Raw genomic sequence first — 26,356 nt, 5'->3', positions numbered from 1 at the left:
AATGGACTTCTAATGGGCATTCTCGATCACGAACCTGGAGAGTTCCTGCAACACTCGCCCAGCGGCCACGTTGGCTGCTACAACTCCCGCGTAAGGATTCCTTTCGCCGAGTCGTTCCTGTACCGAGATCTCCCTCTCCGCGATCGACCGGTCCGTCGTAGCCAGCCTGAGATCGACATGTACCTTGAACCGCACTACAGCCTGATCCGACGTGAAATCCTGCTGCAGTTCGATGAGTTCGGTGCGAAGCGAGAATGTCTGCCGACCAAAGTAGGGAGGCGCGAGAACCGCGCTGAAATAGTGCGTGCGCCGCAATGTCTCTACGATCAGCGGCAGCATCATCTGCGCGGGTGTGTCAATCCATTCGTTCTGACTGAAGTAGTCGATCTGATACTTCCGGGCCGTATAAGCCATGCGCGGCGTGGCGTAGGCCGGCGCACTCACCGGAACCAGAACCAACAGTGTCGCCGCATGTGTCCTTGCGGTAGGAATCTCGGTCGGGATCGTAGTCAGCGCATATTTCTTCGTCTCGACCTCGACCGGTGCCATCAATGTGCAGCCTGTAAGTGAAACAATACCAATGCACAACGCGCCGATTCTCATGGCGACCATCATGGCTTCTCCCCCGGTCCGCGCTGTGTTGCGGTGCCGCGGATCAGAACTGATGGGTCCCGGTTGATCTTGTTCGCGACGGCAGTGAGGGAAGTCGACAGGTTATCAAGGTCGGCCAGCACCCTGTAGGATTCGGGGAGCACCTGGGTCTGAAGTGCCCTCAGCGATTCGTCGGTCGATTCCATGAGTGGCGCAAACCGCTGACTGGCGCGCTCCGTATTGGCCACGATGGTATCCAGCTTTCTCGTGTCTTCCGCCATGGCCTGAGTGATTTTCTGCAGGCTTTCGGCGGATTGCTTCAGCGACGCGACGGTCGGTTTGTCGAGAATCGAGGTGAGCAAGGCGGTAACGGCCTGGAAATTGTCGTTGACCTGGCTGATGGCCGTGTCGAGCGTCACGAGTTTCGAAGGCGCCGCCGGAATCGCGGGATAGCGGTCACCGGGCCGTGGGGCCAACTGCCCGGAATCGATACCAATGTTCTCGAGTGCAATAAAAACGTAGCCGGTGAATCCCCGTGTTGCCAGCCCGCGGGAAGTAATCGTAGCTACCGTAGCCCCATTCACCGGAGCGGTCTTGTCAATGCTCAGCAGGATGTCCACCATCTGCGCGTTGACGAGACGTACGCTTTTGACCTTGCCCACTTCGATGCCGTGGAACTCGACCGGTGCCTGAGCCATGAGCCCCGAGACCGGCTCTCGCGTATAGACGTGGTAGGTCGCGTATTGATCGAGAGACAGCGAGTACCAGATTGCCCCGGCGATCGTCGAAGCAAGCAGGCAGGCCGCGAACAGGAGCCTTGCCTTTGTGTCGATGCCGATTGTCATTGCGAAGTCCTCCGGGCTTGCCCAGGCCGAAAGCGGAGCCGGGCGTCGGGTCGACCTGCATCGCCGCGATGAAACCCCATCGGGCGAGAACTCGATGATTTCGCTCGGATGCTGCGAACTCGGGGGGATCGCGTCGCCGCTCGCCGTCACCAGATCGCCATTGGGTGCAAGCGCCAGCCCCAGCAACCCGCGAAGGCAATCATTGTCTTGATTAATCTTAGGTTATGGCGCTATCCGATGGGTCTGCGGAGCGCTCGAGGGGAACGCGCAGACCAAGGACCACGTTTCTGCGCCGCACACCTGCACAGACATCCGGCTGAGTTCGAATCCCCGCCTGCGGGACGTGCAACGGCTGCTGGACTTCCGGCTTGCCCTGCCATCCGACGTTTCCTCTTGGCCCAAGGCGCATCCCCCTTCGGACCGCTCAAGAATCCCGCAGTGCCACCGATATCCACGTGCAACGACGGCGTCGTGGGTGATCAGCCGCTTCGCGCCCGTGAGAGCGCTGCGCGAGCCAGAACGGAGCAAGGAAACGGAGGCAGCAGTGAGCATCGATAGCATCATGTCGAAAAGAGTCGTCACCATCGGATTCGACGACACCCTGGCGACGGTCAAGCATATTTTCGACGAGGCGAAGTTCCACCACCTGCTGGTCGTCGAGGGCGACCGCCTGCATGGTGTGGTGTCGGACCGCGACCTGCTGCGGGCCATGAGCCCGTTTATCGGCAGTACGGTCGAATCGGCGCGGGATCTCAATACGCTCAACAAGCGCGTGCACCAGATCATGTCGCGCCAGCCGGTGACCTTGCGGCCGGAAGCCGGAATTGCGGATGCCATCGCTTTGTTCCTGACGCACCAGATCTCATGCATTCCCATCGTGGACGAGTTGTTCCGCCCGGTCGGCATCGTCAGCTGGCGGGATGTCCTGCGGGCGCTGGCGGCCGAAAACGATGCCAGGACGGCCGGCGGTGGCGGCCGGCAGGAGGCGGCACAGCGATGATGCCGGTCCTTCGGATGACGGTCGCCAGGGACGGGATGGGGCGGGCCGGGCAATTCGGGCACCCCATTTGGGGATTCCGGTGCTCTAGGTAAATTCTTGGACAGGGCTAAGACGCAACTGTTATATTGCCTCCACTTAGCCAGATCCCGTGGCAGGAAGGCGAGCGATCCATGATCCATCCCGGCCGGCATCCTGCGCCTTCGGCGCGCCAAGTGAACGTCTCCTTCAGGCTTGCTGTCGCAGCCCCGGCCCCTGGCGGCCGCGCGGTGCGCGTGCCGACGGCGATGCGACGCCACCATGCCGGCGGACGCCCGCCCCCTCCTCCCTGCTCATCGCCCCCCACCCCAGCCTGACCCCGATCGTCAGCCGTTCCACCGCGGCCGCGCCCGGCCGGCGGTCGTTTCGCCAGGGAGCCGCGACATGTCAGATAGACCGATTCCGCGTTCCGCAGTCAGGGTGGTAACCCTGTCCCTGCCGGGACTGCTGCTGCCTGGCTGCGCCTTGCGCGGCGCGCCCGCCTTCGAGTTGTTCGGCGCCTATTTCCCGCTCTGGCTGTTGAGCGCCCTGGTCGGCATCGCCGGCGCCGTGCTGGCCTACCGCCTGTCGGTGCGTGCCGGCTTCGCAGCGGCGGTGCCGTTCCCACTGCTGGTGAATACCTCGGTCGGCGTCATCGTGGCGCTGGTGGTCTGGATGCTCGGGACAGGACAGATCCTATGAAGATGGCCGGCATGCGCAAGCCTTCGCTAGGCGGAAAGTGGGTGGCGGTGATCGTCGTCGCGCTGGCCGCCTTGCTGGCGGCCTTCGTTTATTTCCGGGCGCAGCGCTACCCTGCCTCCGATGATGCGACGATCGATGCGGACGTGGTGCATGTGGCGTCGCCGGTGGGCGGGCGCATCGCACGGATCTGGGTGAGCGAGAACCAGCAGGTGGCAGCGGGTGATCCGCTGTTCGAGATCGACCCCGTGCCCTACCGGCTGGCGCTGGCGCAAGCGCGCGCCGACCTGGAACTGGCGCAAGCGGCGCTGGGCACGCGGCGGCGCACCATCACCAGCGAACGGGCTTCGGCTTCGGTGGCGTCGCAACAGGCGAGCCGGGCGGCACAGAACTATGCCTTGACGGCACGCACGGTGGAGCGCCTGCGGCCGTTGGCGGCGGACGGCTATGTCCCCACCCAGCAGCTCGACCAGGCACAGGTGGCGCAGCGCGACGCGGCAATCTCCCTCAAGCAGGCCACCGTCCAGCAGGCTGCCACGGCCCAGGCGGTGGGCGACGAAGCCGGCGCCATCGCCACGGTCCATGCGCGCGAAGCGGCGCTGGCCATCGCGCAGCGGGCGCTGGACGACACCCTGGTGCGCGCGCCGCATGCCGGCCGCGTCACCGGCCTGGCCGTGCTGACCGGCGAGGTGATCGCGCCCAACCAGTCGCTGTTCGTGCTGGTGCATACCGGCGAATGGTTCGCGGTGGCGAATATCCGCGAGACCGCGCTCGCCGACATCCATGCAGGCGATTGCGCAACGGTCTACTCGATGATCGATCGCGGCCGGGCACTGCGCGGTACCGTGACCGGCATCGGCGCGGGCGTGCTCGATACCGACCGCGTGAGCCTGCCGCGTTCCCTGCCCTATGTGCAGCCGTCGGTGAACTGGGTCCGCGTGGCCAAGCGTTTCCCTGTCCGCATCAAGCTGGAGGCACCGCCGGAACCGCTGGTGCGGGTCGGCGCCAGCGCAACGGTCGAGATCCGGCATGGCGCGGCCTGCCGCTGAACCGGCGGCACCGGTTGATCCGGCGGGCCCCGCCGGCCCCGGCGCGGCGGGCATCCTGCGCCTGCTCGGCCCCCTGCCGGGCCGGCTGGAGCTCACCACGCGCGTGGCCGCGGCCGCTGCGCTGACCGTGCTGGTGACGTCCCTGTACGGAACCCCCGAGGCGGCAATCTCCGCCTACCTCGTGTTCTTCCTCAACCGGGCCGACCGCACCAGCAGCGTGGTGATGAGCATCGGGGCGCTGGTACTGATTTCGCTGGTGATCGGGCTGGTGCTGCTGGTTGCCATGGCCAGCATCGACTGGCCGTTGTGGCGGGTGATGTGGATGACCGTGCTGTCGGCCGGCCTGCTGTTCCTGACCTCGGCCAGCAAGTTGCGGCCGGTCGGCGCGATCCTGGCCATGATCGTCGGCTTCGGGCTCGATCAACTCGGCCTGGCGCCGGTCGGCGAAGCGGCCACGCGGGCGCTGCTCTATGCCTGGCTGATGGTCGCCATCCCGATCGGCGCCAATGTCGCGATCAATCTGCTGATGGCGCCCTCCCCGCGTCGCCTGGCCGGCCGGCGGCTGGCGGCGGGCCTGCGCCTGGCGGCGGACGAGCTTCGTGCGCCGGCGTCCACGGCGCCGGCGCTGCAGGCCTGCCTGCGGGAAGGACTCGAACCGGTGGCCGGCTGGTTGAAACTGGCCAGGCTGGAGGGCAGCGTCACGCCGGCTGACGCAGCCGCGCTGCACCAGGTCCTGGCCTCGACCACGACCATCCTGCTGGCCGCGCAACTGGCCGGCCGCGAGCCGGCGGCACGCCTTCCCGCAGCCATTGCCGCTGCGCTTGCCGATAGCCTCGAAGCCATGGCCGCGATGCTCCATGCCGGCGGCTATCCGGTGGAGATCGAGCCGCCGCTGGCGCCCGCGGCGGTCGCCGGCCTGCCGCCGCTGGCACGTGCCGTGGCGGTCGAACTGCAGCAGGCCATGGTCGGTTTCGCCGCGCCGGCACCGATGCCCGTGCCCGTGCCCACCACTGCGGCTGAGGGAGGCAGCAAGGCCGGCGCCGGTTCCGCCAGGAAGGGAGGTTTCCTGCTGCCGGACGCCTTCACCAATCCCGTGCACGTGCGTTACGCGCTGAAGACGACCGCCGCCGCCATGTTCTGCTACCTGCTGTACGCGCAGCTCGACTGGCCGGGCATCCACACCTGCTTCATCACCTGCTATGTGGTGTCGCTCGGCACCACCGCCGAGACCGTGGAGAAGCTGACGCTGCGCATTGCCGGCTGCGCCGTCGGCGCGGTGTTCGGCACCGCCGCCCTGGTCTTCGTCACCCCGGCGCTGACTTCTATCGGCGGGCTCATCGCCCTGGTCTTCGCCGGCGCCTGGCTGTCGGCCTGGGTGGCGGAGGGCTCGCCGCGCATCGCCTACGCAGGCTTCCAGATCGCCTTCGCCTTCTTCCTGTGCGTGCTGCAGGGCGCCGCGCCCGGCTTCGACCTCACCATCGCGCGCGACCGCGTCATCGGGATACTGGTGGGCAACCTCGCCGTCTACCTGGTGTTCACCCGTCTCTGGCCGGTCAGCATCGCGGCCTCCATCGACGCTGCGCTGGATGAACTGTGGCGGCAGTGGGAACGCCTGCTTGGCGGCGCCGGACCGGAGCCGCGCGGCGCCGTCGTGGCGGGCCTGCTGGCCCGGCAAGGCCAGCTCGGCGAGCACATCGCGCTGGCGCGCTACGAGCCGGCGGGGATCCGCCCGGCATCCGCCTGGCTTGCCGAGCGCCGCCTCGCCCTGGCACGGGCCGAGGCCGTGGCCGGGCCGCTGGCCTTGCTGGCAGTACGCTGGCCGGGCGATGCCGGCGCCGTCGAGCGACTGCGGCGCGCGGCCGGACACAGCCGCGGTGCGCCGCCGTTGGAAGCCGGCGCCACGACGATGGCCTCCGGCGCGCGGTCCGACGATGGCCTCCGCGCGAGCCTGCTGGCCTTGATCGATCAACGACTGACGGCGGTCGCGCCTGCGCCCGCACCGGATGACCCGAGGGAATCGCCGATTCATGCGCCGACTTAGCTTTTCCGCGGCCTCGCTGGCCTTCGCCGTCGCCAGCGCCGGCGCGTGCCTGGGCGGGTGCGCGACCACCGCGCTGGAACTGGCGCCGCCGCGGCCCGACCGTCCATGGGAGCCCGAAACGACCGCCGCGGGCGAGATCGTCGCTGGCGCGCCGGGGCGGGCTCCGGAACGGCCTGAAGCAGGCATGGGCGAGGCGACCAGGCTGCCTGCCGCGGCACCCTATACATTGCCTGCCAATACCGCGCTGGCCAATGTGCCGCCGGCGGCAGCGCTGGACCCGGCGCACGCCTACACCCTGCCCGAGCTGATCGACCTGGCGGAATCGAGCCATCCGTCGACGCGGATCGCCTGGAACGATGCGCGCAACGCGGCCCTGGCCGCCGGCATCGCCAAGAGCGCCTACCTGCCGCAGATCTCGGCCAGTGCCCTGGGGGGCTACCAGTCGGGGCATGGCACCGTCTCCACCGCGCTCGGGCCGCTGTCGTCCGGTACCTCGACGCATGGCGCCGTCTCGGTGCTGTCGCTGCAATGGCTGCTGTTCGATTTCGGCGAGCGCGGCGGCCTGGTCGAAGCCGCCGAGCAGGCATCGGTGGCAAGCAATATCGCGTTCACCGCGGCCCACCAGCGCATCATCCACGAGGTCAGCCTGGCCTTCTATGCCTACCAGGCCGCCCGTGTGCGTGCCAGTACCGCGCAGCAGGCCTGGCAGAATGCCGACGCCGTGCTGGACGCCGCGCAGGCGCGCTACCGCCAGGGCATCGGCACCGTGCTCGAGGTCGCGCAGGCGACCCAGAACCGCGCCCAGGCCAGGCTCGCGCAGGTCCAGGCGGAAGGCGCGCAGAGCGATACCCACCTGGGACTGGTATCGGCGATCGGCATCTCGCCCTTGTCCCGGCCGAAGATCGCGCAGCTTCCCGCGCGGCCGCTGCCACCGTCCCTGCGCCGCTCGGTGGAGCAGGTGGTGGAGAACGCCATGGCCAGCCGGCCGGACGTGCTGGGCGCCTACGCGCTGGAAAGGGCGAGCCAGGCCAAGGTGAAAGCGGCCGAGGCCGAGTTCCTGCCCAAGGTGTTTCTCTCCGCCAACACTTCCTACGCTTCGGGCGGCGCGGCCATCACGGCGATCCCGTCGGTCGGGCAGCAGGCGCCGACCGTCAACCTGAACGGCAGCCGCTACGGCGGCAGCGTCTTCCTCGGCGTCACCATTCCCCTCTACGACGGCGGCCTGCGCGCGGCCGTGCTGGCGCGGGCGCGCAACGATGCCGAGAGCGCGTCGGACCGGCTCACGCAAGCCAGGCAGGAAGCGGTACGCCAGATCGTGGTCAGCCAGAACGCGCTGGAAAGCAGCCTGGCTGCGCAGGAAGCCGCCACGGCACTAGCGGCGGCGGCCCAGACCACCTACGAGGCCGCCTTCGCTGCCTACCGGCGCGGCGTCGGTACCATCACGGACGCGCTGCTGGCCCAGAACCAGTTGCTGCTGGCCAGGAACGCGGCCGCCGACGCGTACAGCGGCGCGCTGGCGGCCGCGGCCACACTGGCCCTGGCGACGGGTTCCCTCGGCGGCGGCAACGGCACCGAGCGGTAGACGCAGCGGATGGAACCGCGGCTGGAAGAAAAGCTGGAAGAGAAGACAGACGATGGTGCGCGAATGCGCAGCGAAGACGAAGGTTGAATCGTAAAGCGCCGATTCACTTGTGCTACCGGTGCCCGGAAGCAGTGCAAAGGCCATCAAAGCATACCTTGAGCATCGATTCGACAATGGCGTCCGTATCCATCTTGCTGTAGAGCTGCAGGTACTCCACAGCCGGATCGCAGCTGCGCGCGTAGTAGCTGAACAGGATGACATCGGTGGGCAGGTCGGCATTGAACTCGCCGTTGCGGCGTGCCTCGTCCACCAGTCCCTCCAACTGCTTGTTGAGCTTGAGCACGCGCGTCACATAGCGCAGGTTGCGCGTCAGCATGGCGCGCACATGCGGGCTGGTCGATGGCAGGAAGGGCAGCCCGCCACCCAGGCGCACGCGCAGCGCCCACTCCAGAAGCGCACGCAGACGGCCAGCCGGTGTCAGGCCGGCCGGCTGCGCCTCGAGTTGCTCCAAGGCGCCGTCCACCAGCCTCACCATCACCTCGCCCACCAGATCCTCTTTGGACTTGAAGTGCTTGTAGAGGCTGGGCTTGGAGATGCCGACCTCGGCCGCCACGTCGTCCATCGTCATCAGGTCGAAGCCCTTGGCCGCCAAGGTGCGCGTGGCGGCATCGAGAATGGCGTCCTCGCGGAGCTTGAAAGCTTGATCCTTGAAGCTGAGCCTGCCAAAAATACTCATTAGTAAATCTCGCTACTATGTAGTAATCTTTCTTCCAAAGCGGTAGTTTTATCTTAGCACTCAATCCGGCGAGACCATGAGAAGAACTGTAAAAGTTACGCCCAAGCTTCGTGGCATACCAGGAACGAGCGCCTGGGGCTGCCGATGAGTGGCGCACCTGGCACGTATCCGCGCGGGCGGCGTATCGCGGTGGTGGGTGCCGGCATCGCCGGCCTCGCCAGCGCCTACCTGCTGGCGCGCCGCCATGCCGTCACACTGTTCGAGGCAGGCGACTACCTGGGTGGCCATGCCAACACCGCCGATATCACACTGGACGGCCGCACGCATCCCGTCGATACCGGCTTCCTGGTCTTCAACGAGCGCACCTATCCCAACCTGCTCGCACTGTTCGCCGAACTGGGCGTGCAGACGCACCCGAGCGACATGTCCTTCTCGGTATCGCTCGACCAGGGCCGCCTGGAGTGGGCAGGCAGCAACCTGAATACCGTATTCGCCCAGCGCAGCAATGCCTTCTCGCCCAGATTCCTCGGCATGCTGCGCGATATCCTGCGCTTCAACCGTGCTGCCGAGCAGCACTTGAAGGTGAGCCTGCGCGACGGCTGCTCGGTCGAGCAACTGCTGGTGGCCGGCAACTACGGACAGCCCTTCCGGCAGCACTACCTGCTGCCGATGGCGGCAGCTATCTGGTCGAGCGCGCCGGCGGACATCCTGCGCTTTCCCGCCGCCACCTTCCTGCGTTTCTGCCTCAACCATGCCCTGCTGCAGGTCAACGGCCGGCCGCAATGGCAGACCGTGGCCGGCGGCTCCCGCGAGTACGTGCGCCGCATTGCCGCCACACTGGACGATGTGCGCCTGCGCACGCCGGTGCGGACCGTGCGACGTGACGCCGACGGTGTCGACCTCTGCACGGATGCCGGCATGGAGCGCTTCGATGCCGTGGTGCTGGCCACGCATGCCCCGATCAGCGCCGCGCTGCTGCAGGACGCCGACGGCGCCGAGCGCGAAGTGCTTGACGCCGTGCGCTACCAGCGCAACATCGCCGTGTTGCATACCGATGCCGCGCTGCTGCCGCGCCGGCGCCGCGCCTGGTCCGCGTGGAACTACGTCGGCGGCCGGGACGACGCCGGGCAGCGGCCGGTCTGCGTCAGCTACCTGCTCAACCAGCTCCAGCGCCTGCCCTTCCGCCAGCCGGTGGTGGTGACCTTGAACCCGATCGTGGCGCCAGCGCCCGGCAGCGAGTTGCGCCGCTTCGTCTATCAGCATCCACTCTTAGACCTGACCGCGGTGGCAGCGCAGGCCCGCCTGCCAGCGCTGCAGGGACGGCGGCGTACCTGGTTCGCGGGCGCCTGGACCGGCTACGGCTTCCACGAGGATGGCCTGCGCTCGGCGCTGCGCGTGGCGACCGACTTCGACGTCCTGCCGGCCTGGGGCAAGCCATGAGCCACATGCCGGGCGCGGGCGGCAGCGATGCGCAACTCTTGCGCGCCGACGTGATGCACGAGCGCCTGCGCCCAGTGCGCCATCGCTTTGTCTACCCGGTGTTCTGCCTGCGCCTGAACCTCGATGCCCTGCCGCACCTGCGGCGCTGGTGGTTCGGCGTCGACCGTCTTCGCCTGCTGAGCCTGCGGAGGCGCGACTACGGCCCGCGCGACGGCAGCGAACTGGCGCCCTGGATGCGCGCCCGCCTGCGCGAGGCCGGCCTGGCCGCCGACGGCGAGATCTGGCTGCAGACCTTCCCGCGCGTACTCGGGTATGCCTTCAATCCCGTCAGTTTCTGGCTATGCCACGACCGCTCCGGCGACCTGCGTGCCCTGCTGGCCGAGGTCAACAACACCTTCGGCGAGCACCACGCCTACCTGCTGGCGGCGCCCGACGGCGGCCCCATCGAGCCCGCCACCGTCCTCCATTGCCGCAAAGTGCTGCACGTATCGCCCTTCTGCCGCGTCGAGGGTGGCTACCAGTTCCGCGTGCGCACCACGCCCGATACCGCTTTCGTAGGCATCACTTACCACGACGCTGACGGCCCGCTGATCCGCACCGCCATCGGCGGCCGCCTGCTCCCCTTCACCGCTGGCCCGGTGTTGGGCGCGCTGTGTCGCCAACCATGGATGGCGCTCGCGGTGATCGTGCGCATCCACTGGCAGGCCTTGCGGCTGTGGCGGCGCAAGGTGCCGTTCTACGGCAGCCGCCCGCCGGAGGCGGCTGTAGCGACCGCTGGCGGCACGACGCAGGCGAACGCAGCATCTCATGCCGCCTCTCGTGAACCGCCTTCGACCTGAGCATCGTGGCTTGCGCAGTGGATTGAAAATAGCGATCGCGAACGCCTCCACCTGCCCCCGCAACAGCCCTTACCAGGCAGACGCCACATGCGGAACTCCTTCATCGGCCGCCGAGCAAGCGCTCCCGCAAGCTGCCGGCCCGGGTCGCGGGAGACAGCCAGATATCGAAGAAAGCCCGCGCGAAGACGGGGTCATCAATTTCCGCGCTGGCGCTACCGTTGACGTAGAAGCGTACGCCCCGGCCAGGCAGATAGACGCCGCAGATGGCGTCGCCCGGCCGCGTGTCGATGAAAGCCGGCATCATGGCCGCACGCCAGCGTTCGAGGGTGACCTCCGGCGGCGGTGGATCGCTGAGGCGCCGGATCTCGTCGAGCGCGGTATCGATCATGCGCGCGCGAGGAATACTGCGTCGGTAGACGATGTCGAGCGCGAACGGCGCTTCATAGCTGAATCCGGGTCGAGCGGTCCACAGGCGAGCGTCGTACAGGCAGAATCCCAGAAGGCAGAGTTGCCCCTCACCGTGCAGGCGCAGCGGTGGCGGGCCGTCCTCGCAACGGCCCCAGGCCGACCCTAACCACAGCGCCGCCAGTCCGATGACAAGCCATCGCATCCCGCTTCCCCTTTGTCAGTGGCGTTGCGCGACCCGACGCGACGCCATTGCGCACTCACTCCTTGTCGCCCGGCGACTGGAAGCCCGGCTGGCCCAGCTGCGACGGGAATTGCGGAACGCGACGGAAGCGCGAGATATCGTAGCCCATCTCGTCAAGCCGCCGCAGCAGCGCCTGATACGTACCGTCGTCCATGTCCGGCCGGCGCGCAAACACCCAGCCCAGGCTCTTGCCTGGATAGCCGAGCAGCGTGACCTGGTAGTCTGGATCCACGTAGAGGGTGAGCTGCTGCACGGTCACCGGCCAGAACAGCCGCACGCGCCATTCGCCACCGCCCGAGCCGGGCACTGGCGTATCGAGAAAGGTCATGCGTTTGGCCGGCGCATCGAAGCTGCCGGGCCGGTAGACATAGTGGTCATCGATACGGCCGTCATCGCGCAGCACCCACTCGGCATAGCTGGCCACATTGCCGCGCTCGCCGAAGTAAGGGATGTTGGCGATGACATACCACTTGCCCATATAGCGTGGCAGGTCGACCGGCACCGTCTTCAGCGGCAGTTCCGCACGCGGGTTCTGGTTGGGTGGGGATGCACCGCAGGCGGCGACGAGCGCCAGCGTCATCGCCACGGCGCCAAGTCGGATTGCCCGTCTCCAGCGGGCTGACCGGGAATCAGCATGCGTCACACCACCTCTCGCCGGCTTGCTTACGCCCTGCTCGGCGAGGCCGGCTGGTTCGCCGCGGTGCTCGGCGCCGCGCACGGTGCGGCGTGGCTGGGCCCGGCCTTCACGCTCACGGTTCTGGCACTCCACCTGTGGCAGGTGCCTCGGCCGGGCCGCGAGGCGTGCCTGCTCGCCGGCGTAGCGCTGGGCGGCGCATTCTGGGAAACGACTCTCGTCCGTCTGGGGCTCGTCCAATACGCACACGTCATCACGCTGCCGGGCGGCGCGCCGCTCTGGCTGGTCGGCTTGTGGATATTGCTCGCGTTGCAATTGAATGTCCTCTTTTCCTGGCTGCTTGGCCGGCCATGGCTGGCGGCCCTGCTCGGCGCCGTGGCCGGGCCGCTGTCGTTCCGTGCCGGCGTCGCGCTGGGCGCCGCCACGTTTCCCGATCCCGTGCACGCGCTGGCGGTGCTGGCCGCTGGCTGGGCCCTGGCCCTGCCGCTGCTGGTCCATGCGGCTGCCCGCTGCGACGGCACCGGCACACCGGAAGATCAGTGCACCCGCCTCAGCGCTTGACGAAGCGATAGTGGACCACCCCCCACTCGTTGCCGCCGCCATAGCCGAACAACTCGGCCACGGCCATGTAGAACATGCGCCAGCGCTGAAACCAGAGCGGTGCCCCGGCCTCGCCGTAGGCCTGCGCCAGGATTGGCATCAGTTGGCCGCGCGCCGCGTCAAGGCCGGCCAGCCAGTGCCCGGCGGTGCGTGCGTAATGCTCGCCGCTCAGCCACCATTGGCGCTCCACACGCAGGTCGTCCTGAAAATGCAGCAGGAGCGCTTCCGACGGCATGGTACCGCCGGTGAAGAAATGGCGGCTCATCCAGTCCGTCGCGTCGCGTACCTCGAAGTGATAAGCCAGCGTGCGGTGGGCGAACATGTGCACGAACAACATCGCATCCGCCTTCATCCAGCGCGCCACCTTGGCCAGCAGGCTGCCGTAGCTCTTCATGTGCTCGAACATTTCGATCGAGACCACCCGGTCGAAACGCCCGCCCGACGGCATGTCAGGGAAATCAAATTCCACGATGTCGCCGGTATGCACGGTCAGGTTGCCCAAGCCCAGTTCGGCCGCGCGCGCTTCGATCCATTGCCGCTGGCCGTGCGAGTTCGACAGCGCGACAATGGTCGCACGCGGATAGCGCTTGGCCATCCACAGCGACAGCGAACCCCAGCCGCAGCCCAGGTCAAGGATGGTCTGTCGATCTGCCAGCTTGGCGCGCTCCGCATAGCATTGGAACATCGCCTCCTCTGCGACCTGCAAGGACTCGGCTCCAGACGGGTAGAGACAGCAGGAATACTTCAGGTTTGGCCCCAGATGCGCGGCAAAGAAGGCCGGCGGCAACTCGTAGTGCTGCTGGTTGGCCATCTCGGTGGCAATCGCGATCGGACCCTGGCGCAGCTCGTCGAGCAGTCGACGCGTACGATCCGAGCGGAATTCGCCGTCGTCCTGCCCCTCTTCGATCAAGCGCTGCCGCATCAGTTGGCGCATTCCAAAACGGATCAGCCAATCCGGTAACCAGCCCCGCTCGGAGGCCTTGAGCAGCCAGTGCTCTCCAGGTTCCGGTGCGACACGGGGGGACAAAGTCGGGGTCAGGATGCTCATGCTTTCCTCTCTTGCGTTGGGTGGCGCGGTGGCCAGGGAACCAGGGCGCTGGTGGTGCGCATGTAGTCGGCATAGCCCGAGCGGGTTGCCAGCAGGTGTGCTTCCAGCAGCGGAATGCCGGACACGTACCAGAGCAGCGCGCCCATCAGCACAGGGGCCAGCGCTGTCAGCCACCCCCACGGCGTGCCCAGCGCGAGCGGCACATAGGCCACCCAGTGCAGGCACTCGAAGAAGTAATTAGGGTGGCGCGACCATTGCCAGAGGCCGACGCGGCAGACTTCTCCACGGTTCTCCGGCTGCGACGCGAAGCGCCGCAACTGGCTATCGGCCACGCTCTCCCCGATGACGGCAATCAGCCATAAAACGATAAACGCCAGCACGGTCGCTGCCCCGGGCGAATGGTCGCGCAAGCACGGAAAAAGGAACGCAACAGATAAGGCCAGGGAGATGATGCCTTGAAGAAGAAACAGCCCCAGCAACTTCGGCTGAACGCTGTCTCCCCAGTCCTCGCGCAGCTTGCGGTAGCGCGCGTCCTCCGGTTTGCCGGCATTGCGCCGCCACAAGTGCAAGCCGAGCCTTAAGCCCCACAAACCACCACCAATGGCAACCAGCAACCGGGATAGTGGCGCGCCGCCGGCCAACGCCGCATACAGCGGCGCGAGCGCCCCCAGCGACAGGGCCCAGAGCGGATCGACCATGCCGGCATTGCCGGTGCGCAATTGCCACAGCCAAGCCCCGAGGAACACCAAGGCAAGCCCTTCGGCTGCCAGCATTAGCAAGTCTGCCGGCGCCATGGTCAGCTGCGCTCCAGCAGGAATTGCGACACCCCGATGCGACCCTCGTCGAAGCCGGCTTCGCAGTAGCACAGGTAGAGACGCCAGATACGCAGGAAGGCCTCGTCGAAGCCCTGCGCCAGCACCTGTTCCTGCGCAGCCTCGAACCTGGCGCGCCAGCGGCGCAGCGTCTCGGCGTAGTCGCGCCCGAAATCGTGGCGCTCGACGACGCGCAGCCCATGCCGCTGCGCGGCGGTGGCGAATCGTTCGCGGCTCGGCAGCATACCGCCCGGGAAGATGAACTGCTGGATGAAGTCAGAACCGGCGCGGTAGCGCTCGAACTGCGCCTCATCGATGGTGATCGACTGCACCATTGCGCGCCCGCCGAGGCGCAGGCAGCGCTGCAGCGTGCCGAAATAGGCCGGCCAATAGGCCTCGCCGACTGCTTCGAACATTTCGATCGAGACGATGGCATCGTACTCGCCCGACACCTCGCGATAGTCGCGCAGCGCCACCTCGGCCCCGGCCCATGCCGCCAGGCGCTCGCGCGCGAAGTCGTGCTGCTGCCCGGAGAGCGTGATGCCGAGCACCGAGGCACCTTCATTGGCGGCCAATTCCATGAAGCCCCCCCAGCCGCAACCGATCTCCAGCACATGCATGCCGGCGCGCCCGCCCACCCGCTCCCAGATGCGGCGGTACTTGGCTTGCTGGGCGAGATCGAGGGACAGGCTGAAGTCACCGTCGAACAGCGCGCTGGAATAGGTCATCCCCGCGTCCAGCCAGAGCCGGTAAAAAGCGTTGCCGAGATCGTAGTGGGCCTGGATATTGCGCCGGCTGCCGGCCCGGCTGTTGCGTCGCAGCAGGTGACGCAGGCGCAGCCACAGTCGCGCCAGCCCGCTGCCGAAGATGGCCGGATCCAGGGCGGCACGGTTGACCAGGGCCAGCCGCAGCAGGCTGGTCAGGTCGTGGCAGTCGACCCAACGCTCCCGCAGCGCCTCGGCGAACCCCACATCGCCACTGGCGAGAATACGCGCGCAGGCACGCCAGTCGTGGATATGCAGTTCGGCACTTGGCAAGGCCCCAGGCTCACCGAGACGAATACTCTCGCCATGAGGGGTCACCAGCACAAGGCTGCCAGCGACGATGCGTCGCAGTAGGTTCAGCAGCAACCGTCCAGCCGAGGGCACTTGACGGAGATCCAAGGGAAGCGGGGTGGCCAGTGTCATAGCTACAGGAAGGTGACGATTTCGGTTACTCGCTTGCGACTCGCATGGATTTCTGTGCACTTCTGCCATCGTGATCGACCTGCAAAGCGCGTGGTCGTGGCACTTGAGCCCCAATGACCGGTTGCCTGAATACTATCTCGGAAGTAAAGTTACTACACAGTAGCAATATTTACCAGATAGTTTTCACCCACCCAAAGCAGATCGCCCGAGGAGAAGCACGATGCGCTGGTCCACGCTTTGATGGTCGGAGCGCTTGCAGCACCATTGCGCGCCTTGGCACCAGTGCTCGATGACGTGGACGCCTTCATGCGCCGCACCTCGCAAGAACGACGCTCGTCGTGGCGCATGAGCGCCGGCGTGCGCCCGATGCTTCAGCTGGGTCGGCCGGGCCATGAGACCGACCACGTCCGCACGGAGGGGCCGCGCCGGGTCGCCCCCGCGGCGTCTGACGCGGACGCTTATCGCGTGTTGTGCAAGCCGACTCTCCTGGGTAACCACGACTTGATCAGACTATGACCGCTTATTCGATTGCCCCAGGTGCGCGGGCCGCATGCGATGCGGGAACCGCTGCGCAGCGCTTCCTCGTCACCGGCGGCAGCGGCTTTATCGGGCGCGCACTGGTATCCCGCCTGCTGATGGGAGGCCACGCCGTCACCGTGTTGTCGCGTCAACCCGCCGGCGCGGCGCGGCGATTGCCTGCGGGCGCGCGTCTTACGGCCAGCCTGCAGGCGCTGCCGGCGGACGCTGTCTTCGACGTGGTGATCAACCTGGCCGGAGCCCCCATCCTGGGCCCGCGCTGGACGGCGGGCCGCAAGCGCGTGCTGGAAGACAGCCGCATCGGCCTGACACAGCAACTGGTGGCCTGGCTGGCGACACGACAGCAGCGCCCTCGGCTGATGGTGAGTGCTTCGGCAATCGGCTACTATGGCGCCGCCGCGCCGGGTCGTCTCGACGAGACCAGCGCGCCGGGCAGCGACTACGCTGCCCGGCTGTGCCAGCAGTGGGAAGTGGCAGCGCGTGCGGCCTGCGCGCTGGGCGTCGACACGGTCTGCGTGAGACTTGGCATTGTTCTGGGCCACGGCGGCGCATTGCCGGCCATGCGTCGGGCCTTGCAGGTGGGACTGGGGGCGGTGATCGGGAACGGGACGCAGATGCAGAGTTGGGTGCACATCGCCGATGTGCTCGGTGCGCTCGAGTGGATCGCGTGCCGCCATGGTGGCCGGGGCGGCGAGGCGTCGGTCTATAACCTGACCGCACCCAGCGCCTGCAGCCAGGCCGAGTTCGTGCGGACGGCAGCATGCGTGCTGCGACGGCCGGTCCTCCTACGCTTGCCCGCCGCGTTGTTCCACCTGGCGCTTGGCGAACAGTCGGCCTTGTTGCTAGGCAGCACGGAGGTCATCCCGACACTCCTGTTGCAGGACGGCTACCAGTTCCGATTTTGCGAATTGCGAAACGCGCTTACATCGCTTTGGCAATAGAAAAGCAATAGAAAAGCAATAGAAAGACACCCCCCCTTCGCCTTGCCCTGCCTCGACGTCTCATTCGAGCAAAACAATGACCAGTTGTGCAGGCTGCAATATCGCTCAGTAAGGCCATGTGACGAAAACATGGCCTCGCAACTCAAGATGACTCAGCTGCCGGTTGTCTCGCGAGCCCTGCCGCCTGTTGCCGCTCGTGCCGAGCATCGGCTGTGCTCGTGGGCCGGATCCTGAACCAGATGGCGTACATCGCCGGCAGGAATCCCAGGGTCAGGATCGTTCCGGCAAACGTCCCGCCGATGAGCGTGTAAGCCAGCGCCCCCCAGAACACCGAATGCGTCAGCGGAATGAAGGCCAGGATGGCGGCCAACGCCGTCAGTATCACCGGCCGCGCACGCTGGACTGTGGCTTCCACCACTGCCCTGAACGGGTCCAACCCTTCGTCTTTGTTGTGCTGGATCTGCCCGATCAGGATCAACGTGTTGCGCATCAAGATGCCCGACAACGCAATCAAACCCACCAGGGCGTTAATGCCGAACGGTTGCCCGAACAGAATGAGCATTGGCACCACGCCAATCAAGCCGAGGGGGCTGGTCAGGAACACCATCACCATCGCCGGAATGGAACGCACCTGGAAGATGAGGATCAGCAACGTGACGGCCAGCATGATCGGGAAAAGCGGCAGCATGGCCTTTGTCGCCTTCCCCGATTCTTCGATAGAGCCCGCCTGTTCGATGCGGTAGCCGCTGGGCAGTTTCTCGATGATCGGCTGAAGCTGCTTGCTGATGGCCGCCGACACATCGGGCGGCTGCAGGTCCTCTGCAATGTCGCCGCGGACTGTGATCGTCGGCATGCGGTCGCGCCGGCGGACGATCGGCTCTTCCATGCGCACCTCGATCTTGCCCGCCTGCGAGAGTGGAATGCGCTGCCCGTTGGCACCAGCCAGCGTCAGGTCGCCAATCCTGGCCGGATCCAGTCGGACGTCTCCGGCCGCGCGCGCGATCACCTGGACGGTGCGGATGTCCTCGCGCACCGCCGTCACCGGGATGCCGTTGAGCAGAAACTGCAATTGTTGTGCAACGGCGCTGGAGGTCAGCCCAACGGCCTGTAGGCGGTCCTGCTGCAAGGTGAAGTGCAGCGTGGGGACGCGCATCCCCCAGTCAGTGTTGACCGTGCGCATCATCGGGCTGGCGTCCATCACCTGCCGGACATCCGCCGCGATGCGGCGCAAGGTCTCTACGTCCGGGCCGGTCACGCGGTAAGCGACCGGGAACGGCGAATACGGGCCAAACACCAGTTGCGTGACACGCACGCGCGCCTCGGGGGTAAGACCATCGGCAACGGCCTGGCGCAGGCGCTGCTTCAATGCGTCGCGCTCTTCCTGGCTGTTCGTGCGGATCACGATCTTGGCGAACGACGGATCGGGCAATTCCGGCCCCATCGCGAGATAGAAACGGGGCGCACCCTGGCCAACATAAGCCGTCACGATCTTGGCTTCCTTCTGTTTGGCGAGCCAGGCTTCCAGCTTTGCGGCGGCCATGCTGGTCTGGTGGATCGACGTGCCGTACGGCATCTGCACCTCGACCAGGACTTCAGGTCGATCCGAAATCGGGAAAAACTGTTTCTTGACCACCGCCATGCCCGCGATGGCCAAGGCGAACAGGCCCACCACCGAACCCGCGACCAACCATTTGCGTGCAATCACGCGTCCGAGCAATCGACGGAAGCGGTTGTAGCGGGGCGTGTCGTAAATCGCATCATGGCCGCCTTCGACCGTCCTGAATTCGGGCAGCATCTTCACTCCCAGGTAAGGCGTGAACACCACCGCGACCACCCAGGATGCGATCAACGCAATGCCGACGATCCAGAACATGTTGCTGGTGTATTCACCGGCGGTGGATCGCGCAAAGCCATTGGGCATGAAGCCGACGGCGGTCACCAGCGTGCCCGATAGCATGGGCGCCGCAGTATGGCTCCACGCATAGGCCGAAGCGGCGACACGGCTGTAGCCCTCTTCCATCTTCACCACCATCATTTCAATGGCGATGATGGCGTCATCGACCAGCAGGCCCAGCGCCAGGATCAGGGATCCGAGCGTGATGCGGTCGAAGTTCCTGCCGGTGGCGGCCATCACCACGAAGACGACCGCCAGTGTCAGCGGCACAGCCGCGGCCACCACCAGGCCTGCACGCCAGCCCATGCTGACGAAGCTCACCAGCATCACCACCAGTAGCGCGGCGAAGAACTTGAGCATGAACTCATCGACCGCAGCACTGATGTTGACCGCCTGGTCCGTCACCTTGGTCAGGCTCATGCCGAGCGGCATACCTGCGTTGATGGCGCCGACCTCCTTGTCAAGCGTCTTGCCCAGGTCCAGCCCGTTCCAGCCTTCGCGCATGACGATGCCCAGCAGCAAGGCCGGTTGACCGCCATTGCGCACCATGAACGTGGCCGGATCTTCATAACCGCGCTTGACTGTGGCGATGTCCGACAGCTTCAACGTGCGGCCTTGCGATACAACCGGCGTATCGCGGATCTTCTGCAGTTCGTCGAACGCGCCATCCAGGCGAACGAATACCTGCGGCCCTTTCGTCTCGACCGAACCGGCTGCCGTGAGGGCATTCTGGCTGTTGAGCGCGGCAAACACCTCTTGCGGACTCACGCCCAGCGTCGCCAGCCGGTCATGCGAAAACTCGACGTAGATGCGCTCCGACTGCTCGCCGATGATGTTGACCTTCTTCACGCCGGGCACATGCAGCAAGCGCTGGCGCAGCGTCTCCGCGTCGCGGACAAGAGCGCGTTGCGGCTCACCCTGCGCCTTCAGCGCAAACAGCGCAAACGTCACGTCCGCATATTCGTCGTTGACCATCGGCCCGATCACGCCGGGCGGCAGGTTGGCCACCTCGTCGCTGACTTTCTTGCGCGCTTGATAGAACTCCTCCTGGACCTCCGACGGCGGCGTGCTGTCGAGCAGGGTCAGCGTGGTGAACGCCAGGCCCGGCCGCGTGTACGTTTCCGTACGGTCGTACCAGCGCAACTCCTGCATGCGCTTTTCAAGCTTCTCGGCCACCTGGTCCTGCATCTCCTGCGCGGTAGCGCCCGGCCACGCGGTGATGATCGTCATCACCTTGACCGTGAACGCCGGGTCCTCCGCGCGCCCCAGCTTGAAGAAGGAAATGAGCCCCGCCAGAGAGATCAGGCAGATAAGGAATAATGTGACGGCGCGCTCGCGCACCGCCAGCGCGGAGAGGTTGAAGCGGCTGAAGCGGCCTTGGTTCACGGGCGCACCCCCGCGATGGCAGTGCCGGCGTCCTGGCCCGCCAGGCGGACTTGCTGGCCCTCACGCAGCAGCTGCGCACCAAGCGCGACGATCCGGTCCCCCTGCTTGACCTGGCCTGCCACCCGGGCACCTTCATCACCCAGGCGGACGATGGTGACGGATCGCCACGTCACCTTGGCGGGATCTCCCTGGATCACCCACACGCCCGAACCCTTGCCTGCATCGAACAGCGCACCCAACGGCACCTGCAGATTGCCTTGGGCGGTGGTGAGTGCATCGGCAACCTGGATCGTCACCGTGGCGCCCAGCGGCGCATTGGCCAGTTCCCCGCTCAGCACATAGCGCGCTTCGAAGGTGCGGGTAAGCCGATCTGCAGCGTCCGACAACTGCCGCAGTTGCGCCGGCACGCTGGTGCCGTCTTTTCCGAATATTGCGGCTTGTGCGACAGAGCCGATCGCCGGCCGCAATGTTTCCGGCAACTGAATGACCGCCTCGCGACGGCCCGCGTGGGCCAGGCGCACAACAGTCTGCCCCGCGTTCACGACCTGGCCGGGCTCGGCCAGCGTTTCCACCACGACGCCGTCGCCATCCGCGACCAGCTCTGCGTAGCGGCTGGCGTTACGCGCCACATCGGCCTGCGCTTGCGCCGCGCTCAACTGGGCTTTGGCCGCGTCCGCCGCAGCCTTTGCCTGGTCATAGGCGGAGGCGGAGATTGCACCCGTTCCGCGCAGGTCGCGGTAACGGGCCTCGTCCTCCGCCGTCTGTTGCGCACGCGCTCGTGCAGCGCTCACGGCTTCTTGCTGCGCATGCGCGGCGAGCTTCAGATCGACCGGATCGATACGCATGAGCGGCTGCCCGCGCTTAACGGTTTGTCCCGCATCGACAAGGCGTTCCAGCACCTTGCCAGAAACACGGAAGCCGAGGTCGCTCTGCACCCGGGCAGCGACGACTCCCGTGAATGAACGCGAGACGGATCCCGCTGCCTGGACGACCGTGGCACGCACCAGCGGTGCCTCGGTGCGCGGGTCTGCAGGGGCCTTTGCGCCGCAAGCGCTCAGTGCGAGCGGTATCGCAAGAACAACGGCAAGAACAACGGCAAGAACAGCGGTAGAGGTAACGAAGCGACGCGACAGCATGAAAGCCCCATCGACGAGATGATCGTGGCTTTCATTTTGGTTCTAGTGACTGTTTTAGTCAATGGTCACTTAGAAAGAAAACGCCTCAAGGGGAAAGACTTCGAAGCACGAGGCTGGAAAGCAGTCCGGGCGCGCTTTCCGTGTAATCAAAGCTGTGCTGCAAGAACAAAGGATTCATGTACGGGCGCATGACCAGGTAGATCGCCTTGGTCGCCTCGTCCAACGGCGTCTTGCGCTCGAAGTCTCCGCTCTCCCGGCCCTCCTGCAGCACATCGCGCAGCAACGTCTGGATGCGCTCTTCATAGGCGAGCACGGCCTGCCAGCGCTCGGTTGCTGCCGAGGCTGCGATCTCGTACAGCTTGCGGTCGTGGGAAAACAGCCGAAGGCTGGCCTCGGTCATGGCTTTGAACAGACGCCGCAGCCTCTCTGGCGGAGAGTCGGCCTCCGCCATGGCGGCCTTCACGTCGGCCTCGATCTCGCGCAGGCAGTTGGCGCAGATCATCTCGCCAATGGCCTGCTTGGACTCGAAGAACTTATAGATGTACGCCTTCGAAAAACCGATGGCCTTGGCCAGATCGGACACGGCGGTCTTCTCGTAGCCGTAGCGGCGGAAGTGCTCGGTGGCGGCCGCGACGATCTGGTCTCGCACGTCGTGGTCCGCCGGGCCGCGGGCGGAAACGGGGTAAGGGGTGGTCTTCATGGGCTCCAGCTTACGCGAGTCGCGATTATTGGACAACGAGTGACCAATTTGTACTATAGTCACAGAAATTTCGATGGAAGACGCCCTCATGTCGCCAAAGCTTTCCCTTGCCGCCCTCTGCGTTGCTAGCCTGGCATCCGGGTGCGCCGTCGGCCCGGACTATGTGAAACCCGATATGCCGCTTCCCGAGCGATTCCAGGGCCAGGCGGCGGTCGAGCAGCGGGTGGCCAACACCGCAGCCGACCTGCCCGCATGGTGGGCCGGCTTCAGTGACCCACTGCTCACGCGGTTCGTACAACTCGCACTGGAGCAGAACCTGGACCTTGCACAGGCCTTCGCCCGCGTCACGCAAGCCCGAGCGGGCCTTGGCGCTGCCAATGCCGCATTGCTGCCCTCCGGCAATGTCGCAGGCCAGGCCGCGCGCGCGCACCAGTCCGTTGAAACCCCTTTGGGGCGCGTCTTGAATGCTCGGCCGGGCTTCGACCGTTACGGCAATGCTTTTGAGGCCGATCTCAATGCAAGCTGGGAGTTGGATGTATTCGGCGGCCTGCGTCGTGGCCGCGAGGCGGCGCTTGCCGACTACCAGGCCTCACAGGCGGGTGCAGTTGCCACACGGCTGGCCGTGGCCGCACAGACCGCCGATATCTACATCACCATCCGCGGCTTACAGACGCGCTTGAAGGTGGCCCGCCACCAGGTGCAGACGCAAGAGGAGTTGCTCTCCACCATCAACCGGCTGTATGGCAAGGGACTCGCGGCCGAGCTTCAAGTCCGGCAGGCCGAAGGCGCGCTCGCTCAGGTTCGCGCTTCCATCCCACCGATCGAGGTCGGGCTCGATGCAGCGATGAACGCGCTGGATGTGATGCTCGGCTCGCTGCCGGGCACCCACCGGGAGGAGCTTGCACAAGGCGGCGACATCCCGGCTGCTCCTCGCATTGCGATCGGCGCATCGCCCGGCGAATTGCTGAGGCGACGCCCTGACCTCATCGTTGCCGAGCGACGCCTGGCGGCTTCCAACGCGCGCATCGGTGTCGCCATTGCGGAGTACTACCCGAAATTCTCGTTCAGTGGCCTGCTGGGCAGCGCCACATCGGTGGGCGCCGGCAGTCTGTTCGGCGGCGGGGCCAGTCAATTCGTCGGCGCCCTCGGCCTGCGCTGGCGCCTGTTCGACTTCGGCCGTATCGACGCACAAATCGCTCAGGCCAAAGGACAAGAAGCGGAAATGCTCGCCGCGTACCGGCTCGCCGTGCTACGCGCCACGGAAGACGTGGAGGACGCCTTCTCGGCTTTGGTCAAGCGCGAGGAGCAGGCGGTCACGCTCGCGCAAGGCGTGGATTCGTTCGGCCGCGCGCGAAACGCTTCGTTCGCCGCCTACCAGAAAGGCGTCGTCAGCTTGATCGAAGTCCTGCAAGCGGATGACAGCCTGTTGCGCGCGTCCGACGCGCAAGCTCAGGCCCAAACGGAATCGGCGCGGGCCGCCGTCGCGGCATTCAAGGCGCTAGGCGGTGGCTGGCAGCCCGATGAATCGACCGCTGTTGCAGGCAGATAGCGCTCCCACACGATTCATGCCGCGACAAATAAGAGCGAGCTGTTCAACGACTTCGCGCAGCGGTTGATGTTCGGTGGCGACGGGCCCCTCCACTGGACCTTGTAGAGGATGGCCTTATTCGCATCCAAGAGGTTGCATCGGATCACCTTGCGCTGCTCATGCCGCAGGTTCTCGGCGATATCACGCAAGCTCAAAGGCGATGCAGCCCCTCTGGCGGCATCAACGGGCGCCGCCGGCGCGGGAAGGCGCCGCGCTCCGCGCGGGCGCGCCCTCCCCGGCGACAGCCTCAGTTCAGGCTGCCAGGATCCTTCCGCTTGGCCTGCTCCTTGGTTTGCAGCGCCCACCACTGGCCGATCTGGCGCCGGGTGACGTAGCCACGCTTCTTGCGGTCGATCTGGTCGAAATGCTCGTAGACATCCGGCATGCCGGCCTGGGCCTCTTCCCGCGTCAGCTTGCCGTCGTGATTGGCATCGGCCGCCTTGAAACGTTCGGCGAACTTTGCCTTGGCTTCCTTTGCCGTCATCGGTTGCTGGGGCGGCGGTGGAGCGCCGGCACCAGGCGCGGGCGCCGCGGGTGCGGCCGGCTGTTGCGCGCCCGCATTGGCACAGGCCAATGCCGCGGCCAGTACCAGGCCGGCAATGGGCAGTTGTCGCAGGATCATGTCGATCTCCTCTTGGCTTTTCCGTGATGGCGCCATCCACCCTGATGCCAGCCCTGGCGGATTGGCGGGCAGCCGGCCGCACCAGGCCCGGCCGTGCGGAAGCGCCGGCGGCCCCCAAGGGCTGCCTGGCACATCCGTGCGCCATTCTGCTACGGCGCCACCGCCCCCCGTATTGAATTTTCCTTTGTTGTCATTTGCACCGCTTCAACCGGCCAGGCGCAAGAGCAAGACAATGCAGCGATGCTGCAGCGGAGGGGCGTGCCCGCAGGCATCGCCCCAAACGTTCAGCGCGCCGCCCGACGGGCCAGCAGCGGTTCGCTCACCCCTTCCACGCCGACCAGGGACAACACGGTGGTCAGGGCGACCTGCGCGCCTTCCCAGGCCCGGGCCGGGTCGAACCACTCGTCGCGCGAATGCGCGCCACCGCTCTTGCCGCCGCTGCCGAGGATGATGGCAGGGATGCCGAGCGACATCGGCACGTTGGCATCGGTGCTGCCGCCGCGCAGCGTCGGCTCGAACTTTCCGCTGCCCTGGATGGCACGCACCGCCGCCTGCACGATGACGGCGTCCGCGGGCGTGTGCCCGGCCGGGCGGTCGCCGATCAGGCGCGTCTGGACGGTGATCCGGTCCGAGGCCTTGCCGGGTTGCCAGCGCTGGTTCTCGTCGGCCACGCCGGCCGCGATGGCGGCCATGATCTGCTTCTCGGTCTCGAGCAGCGCGTTCATGCCGTTCGAGCGGATATCGATGCGCATCTGGGCGTCGCCGGCGATGGCGTTGACCGAGGTGCCGCCGCCGACCGTGCCGACCGTGAAGGTGGTCTTGGGATCCTCGGGCGGCCGCACGTCATCGATGCGGGCGATGGCGCGGCCCATCGCGTGGATGGCGCTGGGCAGGCCGAAGGCACCGAAGCTGTGCCCGCCCGGGCCGCGGAAGGTGACCTCGTAGCGGTGGCTGCCGGTGCCCAGCGTCAGCACGCGGCCGCCCTCGCCCGGCTCGAGACCGACCATGCCATCCAGGTCGCGGTAGTCGCGGAAGACCGCTTTCATGCCGCGCAGGTTGCCCAGCTCTTCTTCGCCGACGTTGCCGACGAAGACCAGATCTCCCACGGTGCGGACATGGTTGTCGTTGAGCACCTTGAGCCAGGACAGCAGCACGGCCAGGCCGCGCGTGTCATCCGAGACGCCGGGCGCATAGAGCCTGCCGTCGCGCGGCTTGACGGTGACGTCCGTGCCGGCGGGAAAGACCGTGTCGAGATGGGCCGAGATCAGCAGCCTGGGGCCGTTGCCGACGCCCTTGCGCACCCCGATCACATTGCCTTCGGCGTCGATGCGGGCATCGGCCAGCCCGAGTGCCTTCAGGCGCGACAGGAAATACTCGGCACGCGCGTGCTCCTTGAACGGCGGCGCCGGGATCTCGGTCAGGGTGGTCAATTCGCGCAACGTGCGCGCGTCGTCCGCCTTGACGTCCGCCAGCACCTGCTTGAGCAGCGGCGCCGCGCTCAGGGTGGTGTAGGTCTTCTCCACGGCCGGCGAGACCGGCGCCAGCGGGATGTTCTGCGCCTGCGCCGCGGGCACGAGCACGGCAAGCATGGCGAGCGCGGCGAGGGCCGGCGCGCGGCGGGAAGTGGCTGGGGCGATGCGGGGGCAGGCAGGCATGGTGGGCGGCGGCTCCAGGGTGGGGAATGGCGACGACACGCCGGCGAACCCTGGTGGCGGGCCCTGCCGGTACCCGCCTATTCTGCCGCAGCCGGCCGCTTCGGCGCGGCGCCGGCGCCACACCGTTGCG

23 protein-coding genes and 1 pseudogene are annotated in these 26,356 nt (G+C 66.6%); 10 read left to right on the top strand and 14 right to left on the bottom strand.

Going from position 1 to position 26,356, the window contains the following annotated elements:
* Positions 1-9: 9 nt before the first annotated feature.
* From BKK79_RS01915 to BKK79_RS41420, 3 genes and pseudogenes are all read right to left on the bottom strand, one after another.
* Entirely contained in the window at positions 10-615 is a 606-nt protein-coding gene (locus BKK79_RS01915; RefSeq protein WP_071012714.1) for an ABC-type transport auxiliary lipoprotein family protein, read from the bottom strand.
* Entirely contained in the window at positions 612-1,436 is an 825-nt protein-coding gene (locus BKK79_RS01910; RefSeq protein WP_071012716.1) for an MlaD family protein, read from the bottom strand. Before BKK79_RS01910 ends, BKK79_RS01915 begins: the two co-directional genes overlap by 4 nt.
* A gap of 22 nt (positions 1,437-1,458) precedes the next feature.
* Positions 1,459-1,652, bottom strand: a pseudogene (locus BKK79_RS41420) (hypothetical protein); the annotation flags it as partial.
* Positions 1,653-1,980: 328 nt separating this feature from the next.
* Between BKK79_RS41420 and BKK79_RS01905 the strand changes: the two are divergent.
* The 5 genes from BKK79_RS01905 (at position 1,981) to BKK79_RS01885 (ending at position 7,822) form a co-directional block, all read left to right on the top strand.
* A complete protein-coding gene (locus tag BKK79_RS01905; RefSeq protein ID WP_071012719.1) occupies positions 1,981-2,436 on the top strand; it encodes a CBS domain-containing protein in 456 nt (151 codons plus the stop codon).
* Between the two features lie 420 nt (positions 2,437-2,856).
* Positions 2,857-3,153: a hypothetical protein gene (locus BKK79_RS01900; protein ID WP_071036948.1), complete on the top strand. Its 297-nt coding sequence runs from the start codon at positions 2,857-2,859 to the stop codon at positions 3,151-3,153.
* Positions 3,150-4,199 (top strand): multidrug transporter subunit MdtN, encoded by a 1,050-nt coding sequence (gene mdtN / locus BKK79_RS01895; protein ID WP_071036947.1) that lies wholly within the window; start codon positions 3,150-3,152, stop codon positions 4,197-4,199. The genes BKK79_RS01900 and mdtN overlap by 4 nt, the downstream gene beginning before the upstream one ends.
* Positions 4,180-6,240, top strand: a complete 2,061-nt coding sequence (locus tag BKK79_RS01890) for an FUSC family protein (RefSeq protein ID WP_071036946.1) — start codon at positions 4,180-4,182, stop codon at positions 6,238-6,240. Before mdtN ends, BKK79_RS01890 begins: the two co-directional genes overlap by 20 nt.
* Positions 6,227-7,822, top strand: coding sequence for a TolC family protein (locus BKK79_RS01885; RefSeq protein WP_071036945.1), 1,596 nt, complete (start codon positions 6,227-6,229; stop codon positions 7,820-7,822). The genes BKK79_RS01890 and BKK79_RS01885 overlap by 14 nt, the downstream gene beginning before the upstream one ends.
* Positions 7,823-7,934: 112 nt before the next feature.
* On the opposite strand, the gene BKK79_RS01880 is transcribed toward BKK79_RS01885, so the two are convergent.
* Entirely contained in the window at positions 7,935-8,558 is a 624-nt protein-coding gene (locus tag BKK79_RS01880; RefSeq protein WP_071036944.1) for a TetR/AcrR family transcriptional regulator, read from the bottom strand.
* Between the two features lie 144 nt (positions 8,559-8,702).
* Between BKK79_RS01880 and BKK79_RS01875 the strand changes: the two genes are divergently transcribed.
* Together BKK79_RS01875 and BKK79_RS01870 are read left to right on the top strand one after the other, a co-directional pair.
* Positions 8,703-9,998: an NAD(P)/FAD-dependent oxidoreductase gene (locus BKK79_RS01875; protein ID WP_071023253.1), complete on the top strand. Its 1,296-nt coding sequence runs from the start codon at positions 8,703-8,705 to the stop codon at positions 9,996-9,998.
* Positions 9,995-10,837 carry a DUF1365 domain-containing protein gene (locus BKK79_RS01870; RefSeq protein WP_071012732.1) on the top strand — a complete coding sequence of 281 codons (843 nt, stop codon included), beginning with the start codon at positions 9,995-9,997 and terminating at the stop codon, positions 10,835-10,837. Before BKK79_RS01875 ends, BKK79_RS01870 begins: the two co-directional genes overlap by 4 nt.
* A 100-nt stretch (positions 10,838-10,937) precedes the next feature.
* On the opposite strand, the gene BKK79_RS01865 is transcribed toward BKK79_RS01870, so the two are convergent.
* Positions 10,938-11,447: a chalcone isomerase family protein gene (locus tag BKK79_RS01865; RefSeq protein ID WP_156811590.1), complete on the bottom strand. Its 510-nt coding sequence runs from the start codon at positions 11,445-11,447 to the stop codon at positions 10,938-10,940.
* Between the two features lie 55 nt (positions 11,448-11,502).
* On the bottom strand, positions 11,503-12,066 hold the full coding sequence (locus BKK79_RS01860; protein ID WP_198173301.1) for a lipocalin family protein: 564 nt from the start codon (positions 12,064-12,066) through the stop codon (positions 11,503-11,505).
* Positions 12,067-12,120: 54 nt separating this feature from the next.
* Between BKK79_RS01860 and BKK79_RS01855 the strand changes: the two genes are divergently transcribed.
* Positions 12,121-12,681, top strand: a complete 561-nt coding sequence (locus BKK79_RS01855) for a DUF2878 domain-containing protein (protein ID WP_071036943.1) — start codon at positions 12,121-12,123, stop codon at positions 12,679-12,681.
* On the opposite strand, the gene BKK79_RS01850 is transcribed toward BKK79_RS01855, so the two are convergent.
* Genes BKK79_RS01850 through BKK79_RS01840 form a run of 3 tightly spaced genes read right to left on the bottom strand, consistent with a single transcriptional unit; the run spans position 12,671 to position 15,767 of the window.
* Positions 12,671-13,768, bottom strand: a complete 1,098-nt coding sequence (locus BKK79_RS01850) for an SAM-dependent methyltransferase (protein WP_071036942.1) — start codon at positions 13,766-13,768, stop codon at positions 12,671-12,673. The genes BKK79_RS01855 and BKK79_RS01850 overlap by 11 nt on opposite strands.
* Positions 13,765-14,541 carry a DUF1295 domain-containing protein gene (locus BKK79_RS01845; RefSeq protein WP_231907903.1) on the bottom strand — a complete coding sequence of 259 codons (777 nt, stop codon included), beginning with the start codon at positions 14,539-14,541 and terminating at the stop codon, positions 13,765-13,767. Before BKK79_RS01845 ends, BKK79_RS01850 begins: the two co-directional genes overlap by 4 nt.
* Before the next feature lie 23 nt (positions 14,542-14,564).
* A complete protein-coding gene (locus BKK79_RS01840; RefSeq protein ID WP_071036941.1) occupies positions 14,565-15,767 on the bottom strand; it encodes an SAM-dependent methyltransferase in 1,203 nt (400 codons plus the stop codon).
* Positions 15,768-16,279: 512 nt separating this feature from the next.
* Between BKK79_RS01840 and BKK79_RS01830 the strand changes: the two genes are divergently transcribed.
* A complete protein-coding gene (locus tag BKK79_RS01830) occupies positions 16,280-17,245 on the top strand; it encodes a TIGR01777 family oxidoreductase (protein ID WP_084084406.1) in 966 nt (321 codons plus the stop codon).
* A gap of 142 nt (positions 17,246-17,387) precedes the next feature.
* Here the strand turns inward: BKK79_RS01830 and BKK79_RS01825 are convergent, their stop codons facing one another.
* The 3 genes from BKK79_RS01825 to BKK79_RS01815 all read right to left on the bottom strand — a co-directional run bounded on the left by BKK79_RS01825 (position 17,388) and on the right by BKK79_RS01815 (position 22,361).
* A complete protein-coding gene (locus BKK79_RS01825) occupies positions 17,388-20,525 on the bottom strand; it encodes an efflux RND transporter permease subunit (RefSeq protein WP_071036939.1) in 3,138 nt (1,045 codons plus the stop codon).
* Positions 20,522-21,661 carry an efflux RND transporter periplasmic adaptor subunit gene (locus tag BKK79_RS01820; protein ID WP_071036938.1) on the bottom strand — a complete coding sequence of 380 codons (1,140 nt, stop codon included), beginning with the start codon at positions 21,659-21,661 and terminating at the stop codon, positions 20,522-20,524. Before BKK79_RS01820 ends, BKK79_RS01825 begins: the two co-directional genes overlap by 4 nt.
* An 85-nt stretch (positions 21,662-21,746) precedes the next feature.
* A complete protein-coding gene (locus BKK79_RS01815) occupies positions 21,747-22,361 on the bottom strand; it encodes a TetR/AcrR family transcriptional regulator (RefSeq protein WP_071036937.1) in 615 nt (204 codons plus the stop codon).
* A gap of 88 nt (positions 22,362-22,449) precedes the next feature.
* Between BKK79_RS01815 and BKK79_RS01810 the strand changes: the two genes are divergently transcribed.
* On the top strand, positions 22,450-23,910 hold the full coding sequence (locus BKK79_RS01810; protein WP_071016340.1) for an efflux transporter outer membrane subunit: 1,461 nt from the start codon (positions 22,450-22,452) through the stop codon (positions 23,908-23,910).
* Positions 23,911-24,196: 286 nt separating this feature from the next.
* Here BKK79_RS01810 and BKK79_RS01805 read toward each other — a convergent pair whose 3' ends face one another.
* Both BKK79_RS01805 and BKK79_RS01800 read right to left on the bottom strand, forming a co-directional pair.
* A complete protein-coding gene (locus BKK79_RS01805; protein WP_071012749.1) occupies positions 24,197-24,571 on the bottom strand; it encodes a calcium-binding protein in 375 nt (124 codons plus the stop codon).
* A 284-nt stretch (positions 24,572-24,855) separates the two neighbouring features.
* Positions 24,856-26,226 carry a M20/M25/M40 family metallo-hydrolase gene (locus BKK79_RS01800; RefSeq protein ID WP_071036936.1) on the bottom strand — a complete coding sequence of 457 codons (1,371 nt, stop codon included), beginning with the start codon at positions 26,224-26,226 and terminating at the stop codon, positions 24,856-24,858.
* Positions 26,227-26,356: the final 130 nt, after the last annotated feature.

The sequence above is a fragment of the Cupriavidus sp. USMAA2-4 genome, from assembly GCF_001854305.1.
Taxonomy (GTDB): Bacteria; Pseudomonadota; Gammaproteobacteria; order Burkholderiales; family Burkholderiaceae; genus Cupriavidus; species Cupriavidus malaysiensis.
Note: the sequence above shows the minus strand (reverse complement) of the source record. Positions and strands in the feature narration are given on the sequence as shown.